Origin of the sequence: Barnesiella sp., from assembly GCF_022723415.1 — a bacterium.
In the GTDB taxonomy this organism is placed as follows: Bacteria; Bacteroidota; Bacteroidia; order Bacteroidales; family Barnesiellaceae; genus Barnesiella; species Barnesiella intestinihominis.
In genome coordinates this window covers 1-24,628 of the sequence record NZ_JAIJHU010000049.1, presented here as the reverse complement: position 1 = coordinate 24,628, position 24,628 = coordinate 1, and the positions used below count along the sequence as shown (strand labels likewise).

Sequence of the window (24,628 nt, the reverse complement as noted above, 5' to 3'; positions counted from 1 at the left end):
GAAAGTATTAACCTCCTCCTCTGTGTTTTGCATAGCAAAATATAGGGGAGGTGGCACGTAGTGACGGAGGGGTTCGTTGCGACAAGGTGCGTTTGGGTAACGGAAAACGTTTTTTATATAGACGACTCGTTAACGATCCTTTCGCTCCGATGACCCTTCGATGAAGCGGACGGCAACTCCCGACTACATATATAGTTCCCTATACAACGGGTGATGAGTATGTCGTCGTGATGACCCTCCATAGCGCCGTAGCTGCCGTTGGGCTTGCGTTCATATACATCGTGTTCGTAGCAGGCTTGTGTGTCGTGCTCGATATAGCTTCCTTCCCGAAGGGCGTTCTTTTGGGCATCGATAACCAGTGCTTTGGTGGCTCGATTCATGTGGAATCCCCAACGGGAGGGTGGTTTCTGTCCTATGCTGTCGGGAGGGGACTGTCGGGCATACAGGTTGCTGTAATATCGGGAGAGCGTGTCGAGGATATAGGCCGAGTGTTCGCTATCGTCGTGCTCGGTTTCGAGCGTGTTGCTCTCTATCACCAGCAGAGCGTTCTGATAGTATGCGGCGATTTGAGCCGATTTCCATGCGAGCAAGTCGTGGTCTATGTGTCCCCGCCATTGCGCCACGACTTCGGCGGGGCCGCCATCGAGCATCCAATAACGGTCGAACACGGCTATGACCGAATAGTCCGAGGTGTCGGAGCGTCCGCCTATATCGACTACTGCCAGATAGCGATCCCGCATTTCGCATTCTTTGGCGGGATATTCCCATATTTTCAGAGGCCCTTCGGGTCGGGTCTCCAATTCGATTTCTTGCAAGGCTTGTTTCCCGGTGGGTTCTTTGCCGTGAATGTCGCCTTCGAACCGCGGCGGACAACAGCAGCGACGCAACTTTTCCACCAACGTGGGATCGAACACTCGTTCGCCCGAGTAGCAGAATGCCTCTATATCATCGCTGGGATATTCGGCCATCATGTCGGCATGCCGGGCATACTCTTTCCGTTTCTGCCGATACCAAGCGATTGCTTCGAGCGTGGCTCCCCTGTGCCATAGCATGCGTTCGTAGTCGGTGAGGCTGCCGATGAACGAGTCGTAGTCGTCGATCGGCAGGGTGTACATCTCTATTTCGAACCACGGGACGAAAGCGAACTGTTTGTCGCTCTCTCCCCGTTTGGCTCGTTCGCACTCTTGGTGAAAATAAGACCCCGTCCCGTTCGCCGTGCTTTCCATAACCACCATCGAACAGGGTAGCAGCATGATCGACCCGCATATCGAGCGCATCACCTGTTCGGGCGATTTCATGCGGCTGTTCCGCCAGAAAGCCACCTCCGAGAGGTGAGCCATCGCCGCGTCGATACCCCGCACCGATTCCTGACTCTCGGCCGAGCCTATGGTTACCCTGCACTCCCGCCCGGCGATGACCGATGTGTTCGCCATGCGCTCGAACGGTTTGAACTTCGGTTTCTCCCCGTCGAGCAGCCAGTCAGGATAGTTGGCGAGCAGTTTGCTGTACATGCCCTTGATGTTGGCGGCCGATTCTTTGAGATGGGCGCAAATCACGCTGTTCCAATTGCGGCAGTGCACCAGCTGAATCCATGCCATATAGATTTGTACGAGAGTGGAACCTCCCCATTGCCGGGCTTTGAGCAAGATGAGGCGAATGGGTTTTCCCGCCGTGCGCATATCTTCGAGCATTCCCAATATGCGCCGTTGCGGTCTGTTCAGACGGAATGGAATGTCTTCGGCTCCCAATTTATCTTTGATACGGACAAAGCTGAATGCCCAAAATTCGAAATCGTACCGAATGCGCACCCGTATCCACTCCCTCCATAGTTCTTCTGTGGTATCCCCGCTGTCGGCGAGTTGCGGGTTTCTTCCTGCTTCGTCGGTAGCGATTCTTTTGTCGTGACCGTACCGTTCGGCATACCCCGCCAGACTCCCGCATTCGACGAGTCTTTGCGCCATCATTTCGTTATCGAACAAAGCCTTCGGAATATATTGAACCGGTATGGGAGCATCGGGCAGCCGCAATATTCGGCGGTCGCCTGTATCGCTACCCTCTCCCGTCTCGGGGTTATAATACCGTCGCAGGTATTCGTTTCTCTGTCGGTTCTCTTCGACCGTAATCTCTTCGTGATGAAATACAATCCCCATTTCTTCTGCAATTTTCTGCAAAAGAAATGCCGCTTCCACCCCGTTTTATGGCAGGGTGATACAAAGCGATGTTTTGGAAGGTGATGGGCAGGAAAAAAGGAAAATATATTATCTTTGCAATTCATGGGAAGTTTACGGATAAAACATAGCGGGCAAGTATTTACCCCCGATTATTTGGTCGCCGATATATTGGATTTTTGCGGTTATGTGGAATCTCCCCGCATATTGGGAAAGCACATCATCGACAACAGTTGTGGCGAGGGAGCATTTCTTTGCGAAATTGTCGGCCGTTATTGCCGGGCTTTTCGTGCAGGAAATGACGATATCGCTCTCCTTAAAGACGAATTGCAGACATATATACATGGGATAGAAATCGATGCCGGGACTTATGAACGGTGCATAGAAAATTTGAATCTTGTTGCTTTGAAGTTCGGTGTAACCGATGTGGATTGGGATATTATCGAAGGTAATGCTTTGAAAATCAAAATCTATGACGGGGCAATGGATTTCGTGGTGGGTAATCCCCCGTATGTGAGGGTTCATAATTTAGAAACCGATTATACAGATGTCAAACAGTTTACTTTTGCCAATGGGGGAATGACGGATTTGTTTCTGGTGTTTTTCGAATTAGGTCTTCGTATGTTGTCGGCAGGTGGACGATTGTGTTATATTACGCCGAGTTCGTGGCTGAATAGCTTGGCAGGTGAGAATATGCGTCGTGAAATTGTTTTGAGAAAGTATTTGACAGGAGTAGTGGATATGGGACATTTTCAACCCTTCAAGGCTACTACCTATACGTTGATTTCCCGGTTTGAAAAAGTCGAAGATAATGATCGGATAGATTATAATGTCTATGACGAACGGGTGGGTAAAATACGGCACATAGACACGCTGTCATACGACGAGATACAAATAAATCGCAAGTTTTATCTTTCCGGTAAGAAGGAGTTGGAACTGTTGAAGCGGATAAGGCTGTCTGCTTCGGATTCATATGTACGGGTGAAAAATGGATTCGCTACGTTGTTCGACGATGTGTTTATCGGCGAATTGCCTTTTATGGAGTATACGATTCCGGTATTGAAGGCCTCGACAGGAAAATGGTCGAGGGCTTTTTTCCCTTATGATGAAAAAGGGTCTCCTCTCGCGTATGAACTTTTGTCGGAGAGCGAGAGTGTATGTAGGTATTTAGAGGATCATGCGGAAAGACTTCTAAAAGGAAGAAAAAGAAGTGAGACGCCCGATTGGTTTTTGTATGGGCGTACACAGGCGTTGAAAGATGTTTGTATCTTGAAGTATGCTGTTAACACTTGTATCAAAGGGGTCGGGAGTATTAAATTGACGGAGGTTCCACCGGGGTGTGGTCTGTATAGCGGCTTGTATATATTGCCTGATAAAGGGGTTACATTCGATATGCTCGATCGGATTATTAGGAACGAGGAATTTATTCGTTACGTCTCGCTACTCAAAAATTATAAAAGCGGTGGATATTATACCTTTAATTCGAAAGACTTGGAACTATATATAAATTATAAGATACAATTGGAATATGGAAAGGGAAGAGATAACTTATCCACTGGGCAACTCGGACTTTTTGAGAGTGCTTACTAATTCGTTCAAAGAGTTTATCGAAAAGGGTACATCTCGGAGCACTGCAAAACTTAAACCGTTACACGGTGCGATAGCACGAGATTTGGCAGAAAAGTTAGGTCGGGATTATACCGTTTTTTCGCAGGGGTATGGAATTGGTAAAGAGACGAAGATAAGGGGACGTTATGTCAATAAGGCTGTGGATATTACAGTGAAGAAAGGGGAGCGTGCCGTAGCCGGTTTGGCGGTTAAATTCGTTATGCAGAATTACTCGCAAAACTCGAACAATTATTTTGAGAACATGTTGGGTGAAACTGCCAATATACGATGTGGGAATTGTCCGTATTTTCAAATATTCATCATACTTGATAAACTACCGTATTATCAACGATCCGGAGAATTGAGCCGGTGGGAGACTTTTACAGCTCATAATGCCGAAAAATATGTTACTCTTTCTCAAGATGATGCTAGTATTTATTTTCATACACCTAACAAAACTTTGATTTATGTCGTGCATATTCCTGATAACGACTCTTTGTCTACCAGCAAGGAGTATATGGATTATTATAGGAGGTTGAATCCTTCTTTATCATTAACAGAACATGACTATAATGATTTCGGGAATGGTGTGATATTTAACGATTACGAGCTTTTCATCGAAAAGGTGTATCACACGATAATGGCTTTATGATTTCTATGGTATGGCTAATGTTATAGTATAAAATCAAGAGATTGTTTCTCTATTTCCATTTCATATTGTTTAACAAGAGCTTCATAACTTAAAAAAGAGACGCGCTTGTTTAACCGTAACTCGTCGAATGCATGATATGAAAGTTTGGTTTCAAATTCAGATTTTCGTTTGGCATCTGCCACTATGGCCATTCTGACGTAAAAATCTTGCAAATCATTAAATTTTAAGAGCGAGTTTTGGATATCTGTCGAGTGTTCTATTTCAAAGAACGAATGAGGCATATTGCGTTCATTGAACCAAATGGTATCAATCATCGCACTTCGATTTATTAATGCGGGGTAGGAGTAATTGGGTAATTTTTTGAGTGTAGAGAGTTCTTGAAGCGTTTTCCCATCGTAAAATTTTTTATTTTTGTCTTGGTTTGGAATAAACGTTTTCAGATTACGCAAATTACCTATTATCACCAGTAGGCCTTGATAGTAAGCGTGATTGAACGATCTCTGTATTTCGGAGTCTTTGTTCTTTTCTGTTTCAGGAATAATTCCTCTTTCTTCATTTTGTTTTCGGTATTTTTCAAGGCCATATAATCCGGGTTTGATTTTATAAATACCCTTAGTTTGTTGAACTATGCGTCTGATTGATGCGAATGGAGTTTTTGTTTTCCATTCACATTCTTGGATTTTAAAAACTTCTGAGTTTAAGTCTCCCAACGTGGCTACACCACCTAATTTATCTAATGTTTCAATGACTGCTTCGTATTGTTTCATGGATTATATGTTGTTCCTATCATTTGCTTATTTTCATAAGTTCGTCTAACGAGAATGATATTTTGACAGCCTGTTAAAGAGGAATAGAATTTTTATCGATTATTTCTTTATTTCAGTTGGAGAGGGAGCATTGTTGTCTGCTTTTATTGTTTCCTTGTCTGTTTTTTCCTCCTCGTTTTTCCCGTTTTTATTCAGTTCGGGATAACTAATGCGGGTGTGATAGATGGTTTTGAGTTTCTCGATAAAGGTAGCTTTGATCGTCTCCACATCGCGGAAGCTGAGGGGGGTATCGCGCAAGAGACCGTCGGCGACTTGCGAGTCGATGATACGGTTGACGAGTTGCGAGATACTTTCGTTGGTGTATTCTTTGAGGCTTCTCGAAGCGGCTTCGACGGCATCGGCCATCATGAGTATTCCCGTCTCTTTCGTGAACGGGTTGGGACCGGGGTAGGTGAATTTCGATTCGTCTATGGGTTGGTCGGGATATTTGTTACAGAAAGAGTTGTAAAAGAATTTGGCTTTCCCGTGTCCGTGGTGCGTGGAGATAAAGTCTTTGATAGCTTGGGGTAATCGTAGTTTATCGGCCATTTTTAGTCCGTCGTTCACATGGGAGATGACGATTTGTGCGCTTTGTTCGAAGGAGAGCGGTGTGTGCGGATTGAATCCCGATTGATTCTCGGTGAAGAATGCCGGATTTTTGAGTTTCCCGATATCGTGATAAAGGGCTCCGGTACGAACCAATTGAGCCTTCGCTCCTATTTTATTGGCCGCCTCGGCCGCTAAGTTGGAGATTTGCAGGGAGTGTTGGAAGGTTCCGGGGCACTCTTCGGATAACTGTCTCAATATGGGATTGTTCACATCGGACAATTCGACCAGCGTGACTGTGGAGATGAACCCGAAGGCCTTTTCGAATATATAGATAAGGAGGTAGGCGAAAAGCAGAAATACACAATTGACTCCGAAATAGATGAACATATTGTAATTCAGTTTCGAGAGGTCGCCTTCGGAAAGGAGTGTATATCCCACGTAGGCAAAGCAGTAAGCGAGAAAGACGAGCAGGGCGCAGCGCATGAGCTGGGAGCGACGAGAAAGGTCGCTGAGGCTGTCGATGGCGGTCATGCCCACGATGAGTTGCAAGAAGATGAATTCGAGTGCGAACGGCGCCGTAAAAGCACAGATAAGTACCGTAATGAGGTGTACATAGAGTGCGGTGCGCGAGTCGAAGAAGGTGACCACGATAATGGGAATAATGGCGAACGGAACCAAATATATGCCTTGTAATCGAATTTCGGAAAGGAAAAAAGCTATCAGGGAGATGCCCACGATGAGCATCATCATAAAGCCGAGGGTACGCATCTCGTTGAAAGTCTGCGGACGGAACAGTGCCAAGAACAGATAGAAAAAAGAAAAGAGACAGGTGAATACGATGATTTGTCCCAGTATGGTGTAACCACGGTGGTCGTTGCCGACACTTTTTTTCAAGGTGACGGTTTCGAATGATTTGAGAATGCGATAGGTTTGCGGCGTGATGATTTCGCCCCGGTCGACAATACGTTCTCCGGCTTGAACAATACCGTCGGAAAGAGCGATTCGTTGTAACAGATTGTCTTTGAGCCGGTCGGTCGTAATACTGTCGAATGCGATATTTGTGTTTAGAAAATCGTTCAGGTTACAGGTTTGTAAAATATGATGCGAGTAGGAGTCGGGGAATTTATTGAGCATGTTCTCGTAGGCTTCCCGTGCAGATTGCAGTTCGGATACCGGTATTTCGCGCGCGACATTGTTTTCGAGGATTCGTATTTCCTTGAATTTCCCGGATTGCAGCCGGGTGTATGCTTCGGAAGAGACGATTCCTTTCCGATAGGCTTCTCGCAGAGCTTGGACCAAGTTCTTGCGGAGAGTCGGCGGGATAGACATTTCCGTATAGTTGCTCAATGCTTTTTCGAAGTCGTCGACGGACTTTTTCTCTATCGATTCGTTGTGTGAGAAGACCGGTTGGAAGTCGAGCATGATGCTGTCGCGCTCTTGTTGAATGACGGCTTCGTCTTTATAAACGGGAAAGTCGAACGGAGCGGTGAGCAATCCGTACTTCCACGGTTTACCTTCCTGAAAGGTGTAACGAAATTTTCCTTCTCTCGGGAAGAAATAGGTAACCAATGTCACTGCTGCCACGAAAAAGACAAATTGCAAGACACGTGTGCTGGACAGGAATTTTTGTATACGGTTTTTATCCATGATTCTACGGGTTATTCTTTACAGCGTGCGACCTTCTGTACGCCCTTTATTTTACGTAATTTATTGCAAAGCGATTCTACGACGCGGGTGTCGTGCACCATGATGTTGACCGTCCCGGTGAATACACCTTCGTTGGCTTTTATGGTGAGTCCTCTCATGTCGATAATCAATTCATTGGAAATCACCCGGGTGATTTCGTTGAGGATTCCTATCCGGTCGATACCTTGTATCTCTATCTTGGCCGGGAAAGAGAGCGATTCGCTGGCTTCCCATTGCGTGGATACCAACCGTGGGCCGAAGCTCGATTTCAGTCGCATGGCTACGGGACATTCTCTTTTGTGCACGACTACGGTCTCGTCGTCTTCCACATATCCCAAGACGTCGTCACCGGGTATCGGGCAACAGCAATCCGCTACTTTATAGTTTTTCACTCCGTTTTCGTCTCGCAGAATGTAGGTCTGTTTGCGGTCTATCGTAAGTTGCTGAGGAGTGACGGGTTTGGGCTGTTCGTTTTTCCCGTTGTTGCTGCCGAACGAAAGTTTCAGATACCGCATGAAGGGATTTTGACTTTTGCCCTTGATGATCTTTTTGATATTTTCGTTGGGGGTTATCTCGTCATTTCCTATTTTGTAGAACAGATCGTCCCGATGTCGTATGCCGAGGTTGCTTAATATTTTGGTAACTACATCGTTGTTGTATTCGATGTGACTGCTTTCGAAGAATTCTTTCAGTATTTTCTCTCCTTTCGCTATGATTTTTCGACGGTCTTTCCGCAACGATGCCGTCAGTCTGCTTCGGGCTTTGGCCGTGGTGATGAAGTTGAGCCATTCCTCTTTGGGTGTTTGCGATTTGGAGGTGAGTATTTCCACTTGGTCGCCGCTATGCAGTTTTTGGTTCAGCGGTACTAGCCGGTGATTTACTTTGGCGGCGATACAGTGGAAGCCGAGGTCGGAGTGCAGAGTGAAAGCCAAATCGAGTGCCGTGGCGTCTTTGGGCAATGTGATGAGCTCGCCTTTGGGCGTAAAGACAAATATCTCGGTACTGAATAGGTTGAGCTTTATCGTGTCGAGAAAATCGATGGCGTTGGGCTCGGGGTGTTCGAGAATGTCTTTGATGGTTTTCAGCCAGATGTCGAGTTCCGACTCTTCGTCGGAGTTTCCCACTTTGTATTTCCAATGGGCAGCGAATCCCCGTTCGGCGATCTCGTCCATTTTTTCGCTTCGTATTTGTACTTCTATCCAATTGCCGTCGGGACCCATGACCGTGAGATGCAGAGCTTTGTATCCATTGGCTTTGGGGCGGCTCACCCAGTCGCGGGTGCGTTCGGGGTGCAGTTTGTAGATGTCGGTGATGACCGAGTAAATGGCCCAGCACTCTTTTTTCTCGTCGGCTTCGTTGGGGCATTTGAAAATGATACGAACCGCATAGAGGTCGTAGACTTCCTCGAAAGGTATGTGTTTCGACTCCATCTTGTTCCAAATGGAATAGATGGATTTTACCCGGGCTTTCATCTCGAATTCGAGCCCCATTTCTTTGAGCTTCGCGACAATCGGCTTGGAGAAGTTGTTGTAGATTTGTTGGCGCGATTCTTCGCTCTCGGCGATTTTCTGCTTGATTTGGTTGTAAGCCTCGGGGTGTTCGTATTTGAAGGCGAGGTCTTCCAACTCGGTCTTTATGGCGAACAATCCTAAACGGTGGGCCAACGGGGCATATATATAGAGTGTCTCGCCAGCGATTTTATATTGTTTGCTGGGAAGCATGGAACCGAGCGTGCGCATGTTGTGCAGACGGTCGGCCATTTTGATGAGGATTACCCGAATGTCTTCGGACATGGTAAGCAACAGCCGTCGAAAATTCTCGGCCTGAGCCGATGCTTGGTCGCCGAAAATACCGCCCGATATTTTGGTGAGCCCGTCGACGATGGATGCTATCTTTTTCCCGAAGTGGTTCTCGATGTCCTCGACGGTATATTCGGTGTCTTCCACTACATCGTGCAACAGGGCGGAGCATATCGATGTAGAGCCCAAACCTATTTCCTGACTGACGATACGAGCCACGGCGATAGGGTGCAGTATGTAGGGTTCGCCCGATCGTCGGCGTATTCCCTTGTGGGCTTCTTTGGCAAATTTGAACGCACGCTCGATAATCTCGACTTTCTTCCGGTGGTTGGAGTTGAGATATCCGTTGAGCAGTTCTTGAAATTTATCTTCGATAAGTTGCTCTTCGTTGGTGTATTGTTGATCGGACGTTTCCATAGTTCGAAATCTAAGAAAAACAAAGATAAAACAAGTCGGGAGCAAATGCAAATTTTATTCGAGAATTGAGGAGAATTGCCGAATCGGTGTGGCGAACCTGTCGATTTTCTTTTCAGAAAAACATTCTAACTTTCTCCCTACTTGTATTTTCTAACCCCTCCGTCACGTCGTGCCACCTCCCCCTATCGCTTTGCGACACCCCGTAAGGCTACGGGACACGGTAGGGGGAGAGGATTGAAACGTTACTTTGAGTGGCTTCACCCACTCCGGCTCTGCATGACATCTCCCCTATCGAATTTCACGTACCTCATTCGGGACGAATAAAGTTCACAAAGTTCTGTAAAAAAATACACACGAGCGGTTCGGTAGGTGGACTGTAACACTCGTCTAGGATAAGACATAGAGTATGAGAGAAAACTCTATTCGGAAGTACACAGATAGAAATTCAAGACCGAAAAGGCAGGATTTCAAGTGGTGAAAGCCCCTACTGACAAGCCAAAATTAGTTTCTGTGATTAACCGTCAGTCCATATTTGAATGGTTCGAAGAGCAGTGCGATAAGCTACAACCTATAACATTGTCCCGTTCAGTCTCAATGTAAAGGTGTGTGAACAAAACTATAATTATAATCATACATCAAAAATAACAAAATGTTATTCGCGAATAATTGATAGATGGTATTTTATTGATACTTTTGTTGTAATTAGAGTTGTAAATTAGTGAATAATCTTTTTGAATCATATGCAAAATTTGATAAATGGACGTTGCGGTTGGTGTGGTACTGATGAACTTTATGTGGCATATCACGATAATGAATGGGGAAGATTAGTAAAAGAAGACAAGATATTATTCGAATTTCTCTTGTTGGAAAGTGCCCAAGCCGGACTAAGTTGGATAACAATATTAAAAAAACGCGAAGGCTATCGTGCCGCATTTCATAATTTCGAAATTGCAACAGTAGCACAGATGACCGAAGAAGATGTCGAACGGTTAATGCATTTTGACGGAATTATAAAAAACAGGTTGAAAATCAAATCGGCAATAACAAATGCAAGATTATTTATCGCCATTCAAAAAGAATTTGGGAGTTTCTTTAACTACATATTGTCATTCTTCCCCGATAATCAGCCAATAACCCATACATTTCACTCACTGAGCGAAATACCTTCTTGCTCACCCGAATCAGATGCAATAAGCAAAGATATGAAAAAAAGAGGGTTCAAGTTTTTTGGGACAACTACTTGCTATGCCTTTTTACAATCAACAGGATTTGTTAATGACCACTTACATGATTGTAATTACAGGAAGTAATAAACATAGGAGTGGAAGGTAATGCACAATTCTGTTCTCGTTACCGGGGGAGTAATAACACTTCTCTCCTATTTCGCTCCACTACCAGTATTTGCCAACCCCTCCGGCACTTTGTGCCACCTCGTAATGCCACGGGACACGGCAGGGGGAGAGAGGAGTTAGCTGCATAAAAATCACTTCTGAATTTCTACCAAGCCAAAATTTTTCTTGCTTTACAAGTTGCTCGACCCATTGGACCGGGTGAGGGTGTAGGTCGGTCTTTTCCCAATAAAACCGGGGCTGTCTGACGGAATAAAATCAGGCAGCCCCGTGCAATGAAATTTTTTGTTCCCCGTGATTAGATCGAGAGTTTTCTCAACGTGTTGAGTAATTCTCGGTCTATGGGTTTGTCGTTTTTGATAGCTTTATTGAAAGGAATATATTCGATTTCGTTGTTGCGGATACCGATCATGACATTGCGTTGATCTTCGAGCAGGGCATCGATGGCGGCCGAACCCATGCGGCTGGCCAGAATGCGGTCGTGCGCCGTGGGTGAACCTCCCCGTTGAATGTGTCCCAGAATAGTTACGCGGACATCGTATTGCGGGTACTCTTTCTGTACCCGTTCTGCCAAGTGCATGGCTCCACCGGTGATGGGACTTTCGGCTACCAACACGATACTACTGTTTTTCGATTTGCGGAATCCGTTCTTGATGAGTTCTTCGAGTTGGTCCACTTCGGTCGAAATCTCCGGAATAATAGCTGCTTCGGCTCCCGTAGCGATGGCTCCGTTCAAAGCGAGGAATCCGGCATCGCGACCCATGACTTCGATAAAGAAAAGTCTTTCGTGGGACGTTGCGGTATCGCGTATTTTATCGACGGCATCCATAATGGTGTTCAGTGCCGTATCGTATCCGATCGTGGTGTCGGTTCCATAGAGATCGTTGTCTATCGTTCCTGGCAATCCTACGATGGGATAGTTGTATTCGGTGGCGAAAATGCGCGCACCGGTCAATGTTCCGTCTCCTCCGATTACGACAAGGGCATCTATGCCTTCTTTGACGAGTGTGTCGTAAGCGACTTTTCGTCCTTCGGGCGTTTTGAATTCTTGACAGCGGGCTGTCTTCAATATCGTACCTCCCAACTGTATGATGTTACTTACATTTTGCGTTTTGAAAGGGGTTATTTCTCCCGTAATCAAACCTTTATAACCTCGATAAATACCTTTTACCTCGAATCCGTTGTAGATGGCTGCACGAGTTACCGCGCGAATGGCCGCATTCATTCCGGGAGCATCGCCACCGGAAGTTAAAATACCTACACATTTAATTTGCGACATAACCTATATTGTTTAATTGATAGCAAAGATAGTGAAAGGTGAATGTAGAAAAAAGAGCTTGCGCTAATTTTATGCTGCACCTTCTCCTATTTTTGCTTTTTGGGCAAATATAGAAATTAAAAGTCAAATACCGGTACAGTAGAGATGACGATATTGTGAAGAAATGTTTTCGTAATACCGCCTCTTTTCTGTTTTTTTAGGGTCGAATGAACGATAATTTCTTGTCTTCTTCTGCAAATAGAATGGCCGTGTTTACCAGAGCCAGATGGGAATAGGCTTGGGGGAAATTCCCTAATTGTTCTTTGGTGTCGAAGTCCAAATCTTCGCTGAACAGACCCAAGTGATTGGAGCATTTCAGTATTTCATCGAACAGGCAGCGGGCCTCTTCTTTTTCTCCTATGACGAAAAGAGCCCTCACGAGCCAAAAGGTGCATATCGTGAATGCCGAGGAGGGTAGTCCGAAGTCGTCTTTGCTGTTGTATCGGTACATCAAGCCTTTGTGTAACAACGCTTTTTTTATGGCTTTCACTGTTTGGTGATAACGAATGTCGTTCGCTTCGATGAAGCCGTAGGGCTCCATGAGGAGTAGGGAGGAATCTAAGGCCGTGTTTTCGTAGGTCTGGGAAAAACTGTGGATTTTTTCTTTCCAGCCGTGGGTCATCACATCGGTTTTTATCTTGTCGGCTTCTTTCTGCCAGCGTTCGATATATTTGTATTTTTTTAGCATATTGGCGATTTTCGTTCCCCGATCCAAAGCGACCCAGCACATTACTTTCGAGGAGACGAAATGCTGGCTTTCCCCTCTGATTTCCCAGATTCCTTTGTCTGGTTCTCTCCATTCCTCTTCGACTGTGGCGAGAATGCTCTTCACCATTTCCCACATGTCTTCTATCTCGTCTAACGTCCCCGGCATGAGTCGATAGTATTGGTAGATCAAGTCCATGAGATAACCGAACGAGTCGTTTTGCCTTTGGTGATAGGCATCGTTTCCTATTCTCACCGGTTTGGAGTTTTTATATCCGTCAAGGTGGTCCAGAATGATTTCTTTTAATTGCCTTTCTCCGCGAATGCCATACATGATTTGAAAAGACTCGTGCTTGGCGACGAAGGTGGATTGAATGAATTTCATAAATCTGCGAGCCGCTCCTGCATGCCCGATTTGGAAGAGGGTCTCGATGGACATGGATGCATCTCTCAACCAACAAAAACGATAGTCCCAGTTGCGGACGTCGCCGACGGTTTCGGGCAGGCTCGTAGTGAGTGCCGCCAATACGGCTCCGTTGTAATAAGACATTAACTTCAATACTAACAGACTTCGTTCTATAACGTCGTTGTAGAGCGAGTATTTTTTAGTCCGGTTCGTCCAGTTGAGCCAATAGACCAATGTGCGGCAATATTCGAGCTTTTCCCGTTCAATGTCTATCGGAATCACCTTTTCGTTGTATGACAGCAGGAAAAATTCATCTCGTTGGAGCGTGATTTCCTTTTTTTGTTCGATGTCTTGTAAAGACAGGGAAGAGTATAGGTATTGTCGGTCTTTGTTCTCGGACGAACAATAAGTTTCGATGTATTCGTCGGTAATGTTGTGTATGACTTTTCCCCGTGCATAATCGGGAGCCGGATTGTAATTTACTTTAAACCGGGGTGTCCCTTTTATCCAACGGATATAACGATATATTTCTGCGGGCAGATAGTGCTCTTTTTCATAGGAACGGTAGCACGGCATGAAGTCGAGCACGACAAATTCTCCTTCGTCGGAAGAGAAATGGGTGGATAGTATATTGGTATGAGGTACATAAGATTGCGAGATGTGATATTCGTTCGACACTTCGAATCCGAAACAACCGCCTTTGTCCCTATCGAGCAGTGCCGCGAAGATAGAGGGCGAATCGAAGTCGGGGAAACACAACCATTCGATATTCCCTTTTTCTGATATGAGCGCTGCCGTCCGGCAGTTTCCAATTACACCATAGTTGAGGTTATTCATCGGTTTTATTTTAAGTTTAGTAGTTCTTTAAAGAAATGTAATGCGGAGTTCAATCCTTTTCGGACTTTATCGTTGGTCGATGACTCACCCGAAATATTTACCAATGTTTGCAACAAGGGGAGGACTTGTTCCTGCGATGGCAAGTTGTATCTGGCGGTTTCGGAGACGTAACCCACTTTTATGGTTGCCGCATTTTTGGGCAGGGCCTTGAACATATCTTCGTCGGTGGTGTCGTCGCCGATAGCCAAAATAAAATCGTAATATTCTTTTTTGAGCTGGCGGGAAACTTCCGAGCCTTTGTTGTAGTCGGGCGATTTTATTTCGATTACTTTGTCTCCCTGAATGATTTGCAATTTCTGTTGTATACAGATAGAAACAAGTTCGTTGGCTAATTGTTGGGCACGCAAAGTTCCCAGCCAAGCATCGCTTTCCCGATAGTGCCATGCGATAGCGGTTTCTTTGACTTCCAGACGCGAACGGGGTGTTTTCGCTACGAATAGTTTGAGGATAGATAACAAACCTGCGCTCCATACCGGTTTGTTGATGTTTTTGTGCCATAGCCCGTTTTCCCGATAGAATGCTCCGTGCTCCGCAGCTATCGAGACCGGAAGGTTCCCCAGCCATTTTTCCAATGTGAAATGATCGCGCCCGCTATTGATAACGATGTGGTTGTCGGAGTCTTCACAAAGTTTTTGTAGCGTTTCTATGAGTTCGGGTGTCGGCTCGGCATCTTCGGGGCGGGGTTTGAGAGCCGCCAATGTTCCGTCGTAGTCCAAAAGAATGAGCCGTTTTTTCGCTCTATTGTACTCTTGTTTGATAGTGCCTATCGCGTTTGCTGTAATCTGTTTTTTGCGGAAGGAGATGTTCTTGCGGCAAATATCGTTCCACTCGTCGGTAAAGTCGGCAGCCCATTTGTCGACGGTTTGGGTCGAGATGATTTTCTGCATGTTTTGCAGCCGTCGCAACTGTTCCTCTACGGGCATTTCCAATGCTTGACAAATTGCCCGTTCGATTTGTCCCGTGTCATTGGGATTGATTAACAGAGCGTCGGTCAATTCGACGGCTGCTCCTGCCATTTCGCTGAGAATCAATACACCGGGATTTTCGCTTTTGGCGGCTACATATTCTTTGGCTACCAAGTTCATTCCGTCCCGGAGGGGTGTCACAAGCGCTATGTCGGCCATGTGGTACATGGCTGTCAGTTCCTCGAAAGAAAATCCGTGATAGAAATAATATACCGGAGTCCAATCCATCGTAGAATACGCCCCGTTGATGGAGCCTATTTCTTCGTCTATTTTGGTCTTTAATTGGGCGTAACTGCCTACGTGGTCGCGCGAGGGGACTATGATCATAGCCAAAGCGACCTTGCCATGATATTCGGGGTGATGTTCGAGGAAGGCGGCGAAGCCTCGCAGCCTGTGCAGGATTCCTTTACTGTAATCGAGGCGGTCCACGGAGAGAATCAACTTGTGATCTCCGAACAGTTTTCTCGTGCGGTCGACCGCTTGACGGACTTCCGGTTGTGTAGAAGCATTGTGGTACAGGTCGTAATTAATCCCCATAGGAAGGGCATCTATTCGTACGACCCGATTGCCTAACTGTATTTCGTCCAATTTGAAATTCATGCGCAGCACGCGTTCTACCGCACTGATAAAGTGTCGCATGTAGTCGTGAGTGTGAAAAGCTATGAAATCGGCTCCTAACAGACCTTTGAGAATCTCGGCCCGTTCGGGCAATATGCGGAAGAGTTCATAGGACGGGAAAGGTATGTGATGAAAATAGCCTATGCACAAGTCGGGAACGGCTTCTCGAAGCATACCGGGCAATAACATCAGTTGATAATCCTGTACCCATACTTTATCTTCGGGGCCTATCAGCCGGCAGATGGTTTCACAGAATCGCTTGTTTACTTCTCGGTAGGCTTGCCAGAAAGTGTCCTTGTACAATGTATAGGCAAAGAAATAGTGGCACAGCGGCCAGATGGTACTGTTGCTGTAACCTTCGTAATAATTTTTTATCTGGGTGTCGGACAGGAATACGGGGTGAAAGTTTAGTTCTTCCAATTTTTCCCCGATCGCTTGTTTGTCGCTATCATTATCCACACAAATTCCCGGCCACCCGATCCAATGCTTTTCGTAAGCAGTTTGAAGAGAATCGAGCCCCGTTGCCAGTCCGCCTTCGCTTCGGGTGAATGAAAACGTTCCGTTTTTTTCGCTTACCTTGACCGGCAGTCTGTTTGATATGATGTAGAGTTTCATATCTCTTGCACGACAAATGGCAGACCATTTTTGTGGGGATATGATTAAATTGTTGATTATTATGGTGATAGTCGGTTTTTCGGAGCGCAAATGCCTTTCATTTTGATAAACTATTTACCAAAATGAAAGGTAGGGGTAGAATCTATTTTTGTGTAGAGTATCGAAGTAAACTTATCCGGGCTGAGCCGGATTATGCTTGCTTTTGGGTATTCACAGAAATACGGTCGGTCATCGGGTGGCAGTAGAGCCGGTCGTTTCCAATAACCGGGTTATGTATTCTTGGACTTCGGTCATGAGCCAGCGGGGGGTGGAGGTAGCTCCGCAGATACCTATGCTCTCTTTTCCTTCGAGCCATGTGGGGTCTATTTCGCTGATGTCGGAAACGAGTCGGGATTGGGGATTGACTTGCAGGCATTCTCCGAAAAGCACCCGTCCGTTGGAGCTCTTTTTCCCGCAAACGAACAGGATAAGGTCGTGTCGGCGGGCAAACTCCCTGATATTGGGAATGCGGTTGGCGACTTGCCGACAGATGGTGTCGAACGATTCGAATTGTCCATCGGGTTTCAGCTGTTTTATCTCGTCGACGATGTGGCGGAAACCTTCTACCGACTTAGTTGTCTGGGAATAGAGCAACAGTTTTTTGCGGAGGTCTATCTTGTCGAGGTCTTTGTCTCCCTCGATGACGACGGCTTTGCCGTGGGTCTGTCCCACCAGTCCGTTGACTTCGGCGTGTCCGGTTTTGCCGTAGATAACGATTTGCGCCTCTCCGGGAGGGTTGGAATCGTATGCGGTTTTGATTTTACGTTGCAGTTGCAACACGACAGGGCAGGTGGCGTCAATGATTTCGATGTTGTTCTCGGCGGCGATTCGGTAGGTTTCGGGAGGTTCGCCGTGGGCTCGCAGCAATACTTTCACGTCGTGCAACTGTTTGAGTTGCTCGTGGTCTATGGTGATGAGCCCTTTGGCTTTGAGTCGTTCCACCTCGTTGCTGTTGTGTACGATGTCGCCGAGGCAGTAGAGTCGTCCGGTGCGGTCGAGTTCTTCTTCGGCCTTGCGGATAGCCGTGACTACACCGAAGCAGAAACCCGAATGTTCGTCTATTTCTATGCGTGCCATAACCTGTCTCCTTTCTACCTTTGCGGGTGGTTTATCGAAGTTTTTTGACGGTTTCTTTGTACCGGGTCATGAGCCATGCGTCCTGCTCGGCGATTGTCATGTGGGAATTGTCGAGTTCTATGGCATCGTCGGCTTTGCGCAAAGGACTTTCTTTACGGGTCTGGTCAATGTGGTCGCGTTTGTTGATGTTGGCGACCACTTCGTCGAAATCGACATCGATACCTTTCGCCCTCAGTTCGTCGACGCGTCGTTGTGCCCGAGTCTCCGCCGAGGCCGTGACGAATATTTTCAGTTCGGCATGGGGGAATACAGTCGTGCCTATATCGCGCCCGTCCATGACGATGCCTTTCCGTCCGCCCATCTTTTGCTGTGCGGCGACCATCGCCGTGCGCACGAAAGGTATGGCACTAACGGGGCTTACCTTGTCGGATACTCGCATGGAGCGAATTTCACGCTCTACGTCGATTCCGTTTAGGAATGTGTGTGTCATACCCGTTTCGGGATCGGGGCGGAAATCGATTTGAATGTCGTCCATGAGGGACCTCAGCGTATCGGTATCGACCGTGTCGCCGTCGATGAGACCGTGGTCGAGGCAGTAGAGGGTGACGGCGCGGTACATCGCGCCACTGTCGATATAAATGTAGCCTATGTTCCGGGCAAGAGCTTTCGCCATCGTACTTTTCCCACACGAAGAGAAGCCGTCGACGGCGATGATTATCCGAGGTTCAGGTTTATTCATAAGCATTTATTTTTTGAATTCGAAAAGATTGGTCGAGAGGTTGACCATGAGCGTGGTCGCTCCCGTGTGTTGTTGTGCGAGGGCGACACCTATGCCGAACATGCGGACTTTGATTCCGCCACCTATGCTGAATCCGGAGAGAAAGTTACGGTGAGCGGTGCGCATGTCGGTGCGGGTTTTGTAGTTGTACCCCACTCCTATGTAAATGCGGTCGGTGGGCAGGAACTCCACGCCGAAAATGAGGTGGCGGAAAAGGTTGTCCACGAATCCGCTTTTTTCAACGATTTCATCGCTCCCGGTGTAAGAGCTGCTTTCGATGGCGGGGTAGGGAAGTTTCCACCTTGTGAGGTTACGAGCGGTGACCGATACCCGTATGGGCGCATGTTCGAGGCTTTGCGTATAGCCTATCTGCAAATCGAACGGCATGCGTTCGAAAGTGTCGTTGTAACGTTTGATTTGTCCACCCAGATTGCGTGCTACCAGCGAGAGCGAGAGGTCGTTGTCGGCGTTGTAGTAGTTGAGGCCGAGATCGACGGCAAGCGCCCAAGAGGTGTATTGTTCGTAAGAGGAGTAGATGACTTTGGCATTGACTCCACCCCGCAAGGTCGTGGTGATGTCGTGGGCGTAGATACCGTTGAAGACGATGTCTTTGGGTGAAAATTCACCGGTGATCACGCCGGTTTCGTCGGCACTTTTCATTTTGCCGTACCCGTAGTATTGTATGCCGGCCGCCCATGCTCCCCGTTCTCCGGCCGCCTTTCCGAAAGTGGCTCCTGCCAGATTGATTTCCCCGACGTATTTCATGTAGTTCAGCCCGAGTTGTAAATCCGATTCGGGTCCCATCAGAGCCGGGTTTTGATTGACGAGGTTTATATCTTCGTCGATGACGGATATATTGGTTCCTCCCAACGTATAGGCGTGGGTAGAGGTGGGGATATTGAGAAAGTCGAACGAGCTTTTCCCCTCTTGTCCCCTCCCGGCGAAGCATGTAGTGACAGTCGCCAGAAGAACCGTTATATATCGAAACGTATGTGTCATAATTGTTTTCGGGTTTCAAAGATAGCCAAAATTCCCGGTCGGCAGAAAGTCGCGTGATTGAATTTTGCTTTCGGCAGAATGGTTCCCGATGATTTATTAACGGGAAAAAGGACAATAAAGTATGTGGCGGAACGAGTTTGTATCGGAACTTTATTCGTATTATATTGTGAGTTATGTTTGCTCGAATCGATGGAAATCGTTAATTTTGAACTCTGTTCTATGTAAAACATAAAAATTTTCAAGTAGTTTATGGAAAAACTGCAAAGATATTTCGATGCGATAGAAGCTGAACTTTCGAAGATAGAATATGCCGCCGAACCCGATGGATTGTATGCTCCCGTGCGTTATGAGTTGTCGTTGGGCGGTAAGCGCGTGAGGCCGTTGTTGACGTTGCTTGCTTGCGAGATGTTTGCGGGCGATTATCGTCGGGCATTGAATGCGGCGATGGGGTTGGAAGTGTTTCACAACTTCACGCTGTTGCATGACGATGTGATGGACAAAGCCGACGTGCGCCGGGGTAAACCCACGGTGCATAAGGTGTGGGACGAGAATACGGCCATACTTTCGGGCGATGCTATGGAGATCATCGCTTTCCGTTATATCGCCCGCACAGAGGCTCCGCACACGGGGGCTGTCGTCGAGTTGTTCCTGAAAACGGCTCTTGAAATTTGCGAGGGTCAGCAATACGATATGGAATTCGAGCGTCGGGACGATGTGACCGAAGCGGAATATATCGAGATGATTCGCCTGAAAACAGCCGTGCTGTTGGGGGGAGCGTTGAAGATAGGGGCGATTATAGGCGGAGCGAGCGAGACGGATGCGGATTGTATCTACCGTTTCGGCGAGTCTTTGGGACTGGCGTTCCAGTTGCAGGACGATTGGTTGGACGTGTATGGCGACCCTGCCCGTTTCGGGAAAAAGATAGGAGGCGATATTCTGAATAACAAGAAAGCGTATATGCTCATCAATGCCCGGCAACGGGTTGAAGGGAAAGATGCCGAGGAGTTGTCCCGCTGGTTGAGCGCAGCCGAATACGATCCTTCCGAGAAGATAGCTGCTGTGACGGCGTTGTACGACCGTGTCGGTGCAGGCGATTTGTGTCTGCGGCAGGTCGACGAATACAGTCGTCGGGCGATAGAGGCTTTGCGGCAAATCGGAGTGGACGAAGCGGCAAAGCAGCCCTTATACGATTTGGCGAATTCATTGATAAAACGAGATCACTAAAATTTTTCAGAAACAATGCCTTACCGCCGGTTACCGAATACAGACAAAGCCCGCCTTGCCGCTCTCGAAAAAGCGGTGGCGATGGAGCACGAGTGCGATGTGGACAAGCAGGCGGCTTCGTATAAAACGCTGAACGAGGCCCGCGTTCTTTTGAGACGTTTCAAAAGTGCCGTCGAGCAGTTCCAGTATTGCTATACGGCTCAGGCCGAGGCCAACCGACAATATCAGTCGCATTTGAAGACGGCCCGGTTGTACATCTCGCATTTCATACAGGTGCTTAATTTGGCGGTGTTGCGTAACGAGGTGCGTAAGGAACACAAGTTGTTTTACGGGCTCGACCCCGAAGATTTTGCCGTGCCCGAGCTGACCGGCGAGAAGCACATTCTCGTTTGGGGAGAACGTCTCATCGAGGGGGAACGCGAACGGGTGTCGCACGGAGGCGCACCTATTTATAACCCTACGATCGCGAAAGTGACCGTGCATTACGATATTTTCAAGGAAGCCTATCGGGAACAACAGAATTATAAACTGAATACGACTCGTTCCCAGTCGGGATTGGATGCCTTGCGCGAGGAGGCGGACCGGATTATCTTGGATTTGTGGAATCAGGTGGAAACGTATTACGCCGATCTCCCTGCCGAAATCCGTTTGAACCGTTGCCGGGCTTACGGCGTAGTATATTATTATCGCAGTGGAGAAAAGCGACCCGAAGATGATTGATACTCACACGCATATTTATCTGGAAGAGTTTGACGAAGACCGTGTCGAGGTGGTGCGCCGCGCCCGTGAAGCGGGAGTCGAACGAGTGATATTGCCCAATGTCGATTTCGACACGGTGCAAGCCATGCATGCCACGAACGATTTGTTTCCTGGTTATTGCCGTATGGCTATGGGGCTACACCCCACGTCGGTGGAGGCCGATTATCGGGAGCGACTTGGACAGGTGAGAGAGCTGCTTTTCTCCGGGGAGTATTGCGCCGTGGGTGAGATAGGGCTCGATTTGTATTGGGACAAGACCTATGCCGAGGAGCAGAAAGAGGCTTTTGTGATGCAGACGGGGTGGGCGGCAGAGTCGGGTTTGCCGGTGATTATTCATTGCCGGGAGGCATTCGACGAAATATTGGCTCTGTTGCAGTCGGGCAGAGTGCCGGCATTCCGAGGGGTGTTCCACAGTTTCACGGGGTCGGCCGAACAGGTGCGTCTGCTGAGGGGAACCGGTGACTATTATTTCGGGATAAACGGCATCGTTACTTTCAAGAACGCTCATCTCGAAGATATGGTACGAGAAGTAGGCATCGGGCGTATATTGCTCGAAACCGATGCTCCGTATTTGGCTCCCGTGCCTTATCGAGGCAAGCGGAACGAACCTTCGTATTTGCCTTATATGGCAAAGCGAATAGCCGAAATTCTGGATATTACGACTGCCGAGGTGGAGGAGGCTACCACGGCCAATGCTGTGCGATTGTTCGGAGAAGGGTGATTCCCGGATAATGGGAAGAGCCGGCTTTCATGCTATGTATAGGGGGAATGTGTTTCATCGGGCTTTCCTCGAAAATAATTCCCGAATTTTGTTTGAAGAGGGTTAAAACAGTCGTTTGGAGCCGAGGCATGAAAAAAAGGCGTGAAATATTTGGGGAAATGTAAAAAAAAGCATAAATTTACGGAGAGACACAAAATCACGATACTATGAAAAGATCCCTCCGCTTTTCAATGAGTTTGTCTATACTCTTTTTGTCACCCATGTCGGCGATAGTGTCGGCTGCCGTCGATATTCCTTTGAGTTTGTCGTCTGAAAAGAATTATATCGTGGAGGTCGTTCTTCCCGGCGGTAGTACGTCGGCGAATATAGAGGACGGCCGGATAACTGCCGAAGGGGCTTCGCAGGCGCTTGCGACCGTGGTCTATTATGACGGGCTGGGTCGTCCCGAACAGACTTCCCGAGTGGGTTTCACGGCAACGGGCGCCGACCTGCTGTCCACGGTTAGTTACGACGAGGCCGGGAGAGAATATCGTCAAGGGCTTCCCACACCCGTATCGGGGAACAACGGCTGTTATGTGAATCCTTCTACATACGGGCAGACGGCTCAAAGTTATTATGGAGACACATATCTCTATCGGGAGACTTTGTACGAAAACTCACCGTTGAGCCGGACAGTCGGTGTGAAAAATCCCGGAGCTGTTTGGAACGCTCACCCGAAGACTGCTGCATATCGGTGCAATACGGCAGGAGAGGTCGTTCTTTTCCGAATTTCGTCCGATGGGGTACAACGAGTGGGGCGGTATACCCCGGGTGCTCTTTATGTTACTCGCGAAACCGACGAGGACGGAATTTGGCAAGAGAGTTTCACCGATAAATCGGGTCGAGTGGTTATGACCCGTCAGGGAAACGGTTATGACACTTACTACATTTATGACGACCACGGCAGGCTGTGCTACGTACTGCCCCCGATGGCTGTGGACGGAATGTATAATACCGGCAATTATCCCGACAGCCACACTCTTTTGCAACAGTATGCCTATCTCTATAAATACGACGACCGGGGGAACTGCATAGGGAAGCGTTTGCCCGGTTGTAAATCGATACAGATGATTTACGATAGGGCTAATCGGTTGGTCATGAGTCAGGACGGCAATCAACAGAGCGAAAGTCTCTGGACCATAACCAAATATGATGCCCTCTCCCGAGTGCTGTATACTTATGAGGCGAATCCGCTTCGCAGCCCCGGAGACTTGCGCCAGTATTGTAAAGAAAAATTGTTTGTCGAGGAACGTGCCGATAGTTATACTGCGTGGCCGGGTATGGGTTATACCCTCAGGATTCTGCTGCCTGCCGCCAATGATTACCGGTTGCTCACGGTCAATTATTACGACGACTATTCTTTTTTGTACATCGAGGGGACGGCAGCTTCGCAGCTTGCCTATCGGAGTAAGGAGGGATATGGTGCGGCTTATTCCTCGGCCAAAGGTTTGCTGACCGGGACGCAGGTGTTCGACTTGACGGACAGGAGCAAATATGCGATTACCGTTTATTATTACGATGAATATGGAAATCCCGTACAGACACGCACTCGGCATGTATCGGGTGATTATGAAATGACTTATGCTCAATGCGACCTTTCGGGAAATATTCTTAAATCATACACGGAACATTTGGATTCCCGGGGGCGTTTATCGGTATCGGAGTCCGTAGAAAATACTTATGACCGCTCGGGACGCCTCACCCGCACCGATTATGCGGTTAACGACTCTTTGTCTACCGATTGGATATATGAATACGACGAGTTGGGACGGATATCCAGCAAAAGTATCGACGGAGGACTGACGCATGCTAAATATCGGTATAATTTGCAGGGTTGGATCACTCGGATAGAAGATGTCGATTTTGTACAGAATTTGTATTACGAAAACTTTATGGGAAACTATGGGAAAGTTCGTTATAACGGAAATATATCGGCGATGAATTGGACATATCGCACCGATACCGACACGATTGTGAACGGCTATCGCTTCACTTATGATGCCTACGACCGGCTGGCTTCGGCCTATTCGGTGACAGGCAGTGATTTTTCCAGCGGCCGTTATCATGTCGAATATGAATATGACAAGCATGGTAATATGGTAAATTTGTATCGCAATGGGGGAAGGGGCGGAATGATAGACGAGATGAACTGGTTTTATGAAGGGAATAGGGTAGTAGAGATTACCGATATGGTGGGAGAACAGGGGCGATACGACATGAAAGAATATCGGGACTATAATCATAACGGACTCGATTATTTTTACGACTCCAACGGAAATATGACGGCTGACCTCGACCGGGATATTGTCGCCATACGATACAATTTGCTGAATCTGCCCGACACCGTGCAGTTCCGCAACGGGTCGGCTATCGTGAATTATTACACCGCCGACGGCAAGAGAACCGGCAGTAAATACCTCACACCACTGACAAC

General features: G+C 47.5%; 17 protein-coding genes. 7 read left to right on the top strand and 10 right to left on the bottom strand.

Annotated elements, in window-relative coordinates:
- Positions 1 to 113: 113 nt before the first annotated feature.
- Positions 114 to 2,150 (bottom strand): terminase large subunit, encoded by a 2,037-nt coding sequence (locus QVD32_RS10165; protein ID WP_118687406.1) that lies wholly within the window; start codon positions 2,148 to 2,150, stop codon positions 114 to 116.
- A 123-nt stretch (positions 2,151 to 2,273) separates the two neighbouring features.
- Here QVD32_RS10165 and QVD32_RS10160 point away from each other — a divergent pair, with 123 nt between their 5' ends.
- On the top strand, positions 2,274 to 3,758 hold the full coding sequence (locus tag QVD32_RS10160; RefSeq protein ID WP_118687356.1) for an Eco57I restriction-modification methylase domain-containing protein: 1,485 nt from the start codon (positions 2,274 to 2,276) through the stop codon (positions 3,756 to 3,758).
- Positions 3,697 to 4,428, top strand: a complete 732-nt coding sequence (locus tag QVD32_RS10155) for a hypothetical protein (RefSeq protein WP_287710210.1) — start codon at positions 3,697 to 3,699, stop codon at positions 4,426 to 4,428. Before QVD32_RS10160 ends, QVD32_RS10155 begins: the two co-directional genes overlap by 62 nt.
- A 20-nt stretch (positions 4,429 to 4,448) precedes the next feature.
- Here the strand turns inward: QVD32_RS10155 and QVD32_RS10150 are convergent, their stop codons facing one another.
- The 3 genes from QVD32_RS10150 to QVD32_RS10140 form a co-directional block, all read right to left on the bottom strand.
- On the bottom strand, positions 4,449 to 5,195 hold the full coding sequence (locus tag QVD32_RS10150; protein ID WP_008861265.1) for a type II restriction enzyme NmeDI-related protein: 747 nt from the start codon (positions 5,193 to 5,195) through the stop codon (positions 4,449 to 4,451).
- Between the two features lie 99 nt (positions 5,196 to 5,294).
- The gene (locus QVD32_RS10145) at positions 5,295 to 7,430 is read right to left on the bottom strand and encodes an HD family phosphohydrolase (RefSeq protein ID WP_118687355.1); all 2,136 of its coding nucleotides are present in this window, start codon (positions 7,428 to 7,430) and stop codon (positions 5,295 to 5,297) included.
- A gap of 11 nt (positions 7,431 to 7,441) precedes the next feature.
- Entirely contained in the window at positions 7,442 to 9,685 is a 2,244-nt protein-coding gene (locus tag QVD32_RS10140; protein ID WP_021891641.1) for a RelA/SpoT family protein, read from the bottom strand.
- Positions 9,686 to 10,425: 740 nt separating this feature from the next.
- On the opposite strand from QVD32_RS10140, the gene QVD32_RS10135 reads away from it, so the two are divergent.
- Positions 10,426 to 10,995 (top strand): DNA-3-methyladenine glycosylase I, encoded by a 570-nt coding sequence (locus tag QVD32_RS10135; protein ID WP_021891642.1) that lies wholly within the window; start codon positions 10,426 to 10,428, stop codon positions 10,993 to 10,995.
- Positions 10,996 to 11,332: 337 nt separating this feature from the next.
- On the opposite strand, the gene pfkA is transcribed toward QVD32_RS10135, so the two are convergent.
- The 6 genes from pfkA to porQ all read right to left on the bottom strand — a co-directional run bounded on the left by pfkA (position 11,333) and on the right by porQ (position 19,451).
- The gene (pfkA, locus tag QVD32_RS10130) at positions 11,333 to 12,313 is read right to left on the bottom strand and encodes a 6-phosphofructokinase (RefSeq protein ID WP_008861262.1); all 981 of its coding nucleotides are present in this window, start codon (positions 12,311 to 12,313) and stop codon (positions 11,333 to 11,335) included.
- A gap of 196 nt (positions 12,314 to 12,509) precedes the next feature.
- The gene (locus QVD32_RS10125) at positions 12,510 to 14,300 is read right to left on the bottom strand and encodes a glycoside hydrolase family 15 protein (RefSeq protein WP_046415374.1); all 1,791 of its coding nucleotides are present in this window, start codon (positions 14,298 to 14,300) and stop codon (positions 12,510 to 12,512) included.
- 5 nt (positions 14,301 to 14,305) lie between these two features.
- Positions 14,306 to 16,558, bottom strand: a complete 2,253-nt coding sequence (locus QVD32_RS10120; RefSeq protein WP_118687354.1) for a bifunctional alpha,alpha-trehalose-phosphate synthase (UDP-forming)/trehalose-phosphatase — start codon at positions 16,556 to 16,558, stop codon at positions 14,306 to 14,308.
- A gap of 228 nt (positions 16,559 to 16,786) precedes the next feature.
- The gene (locus QVD32_RS10115; protein WP_008861259.1) at positions 16,787 to 17,674 is read right to left on the bottom strand and encodes a 4-hydroxy-3-methylbut-2-enyl diphosphate reductase; all 888 of its coding nucleotides are present in this window, start codon (positions 17,672 to 17,674) and stop codon (positions 16,787 to 16,789) included.
- A gap of 31 nt (positions 17,675 to 17,705) precedes the next feature.
- The gene (cmk, locus tag QVD32_RS10110) at positions 17,706 to 18,419 is read right to left on the bottom strand and encodes a (d)CMP kinase (RefSeq protein WP_021891645.1); all 714 of its coding nucleotides are present in this window, start codon (positions 18,417 to 18,419) and stop codon (positions 17,706 to 17,708) included.
- Entirely contained in the window at positions 18,420 to 19,451 is a 1,032-nt protein-coding gene (gene porQ, locus QVD32_RS10105) for a type IX secretion system protein PorQ (protein ID WP_021891646.1), read from the bottom strand. It lies immediately after the preceding gene.
- A 249-nt stretch (positions 19,452 to 19,700) separates the two neighbouring features.
- Between porQ and QVD32_RS10100 the strand changes: the two genes are divergently transcribed.
- The 4 genes from QVD32_RS10100 to QVD32_RS10085 all read left to right on the top strand — a co-directional run.
- Complete coding sequence (locus QVD32_RS10100; RefSeq protein WP_021891648.1) at positions 19,701 to 20,675, top strand: polyprenyl synthetase family protein; 975 nt, start codon at positions 19,701 to 19,703, stop codon at positions 20,673 to 20,675.
- 15 nt (positions 20,676 to 20,690) lie between these two features.
- Positions 20,691 to 21,395 (top strand): hypothetical protein, encoded by a 705-nt coding sequence (locus QVD32_RS10095; protein ID WP_021891649.1) that lies wholly within the window; start codon positions 20,691 to 20,693, stop codon positions 21,393 to 21,395.
- Positions 21,388 to 22,155, top strand: coding sequence for a TatD family hydrolase (locus tag QVD32_RS10090; protein ID WP_021891650.1), 768 nt, complete (start codon positions 21,388 to 21,390; stop codon positions 22,153 to 22,155). The genes QVD32_RS10095 and QVD32_RS10090 overlap by 8 nt, the downstream gene beginning before the upstream one ends.
- A gap of 206 nt (positions 22,156 to 22,361) precedes the next feature.
- The coding region (locus QVD32_RS10085) for a DUF6443 domain-containing protein (protein ID WP_287710209.1) at positions 22,362 to 24,628 on the top strand (2,267 nt) is incomplete at its 3' end.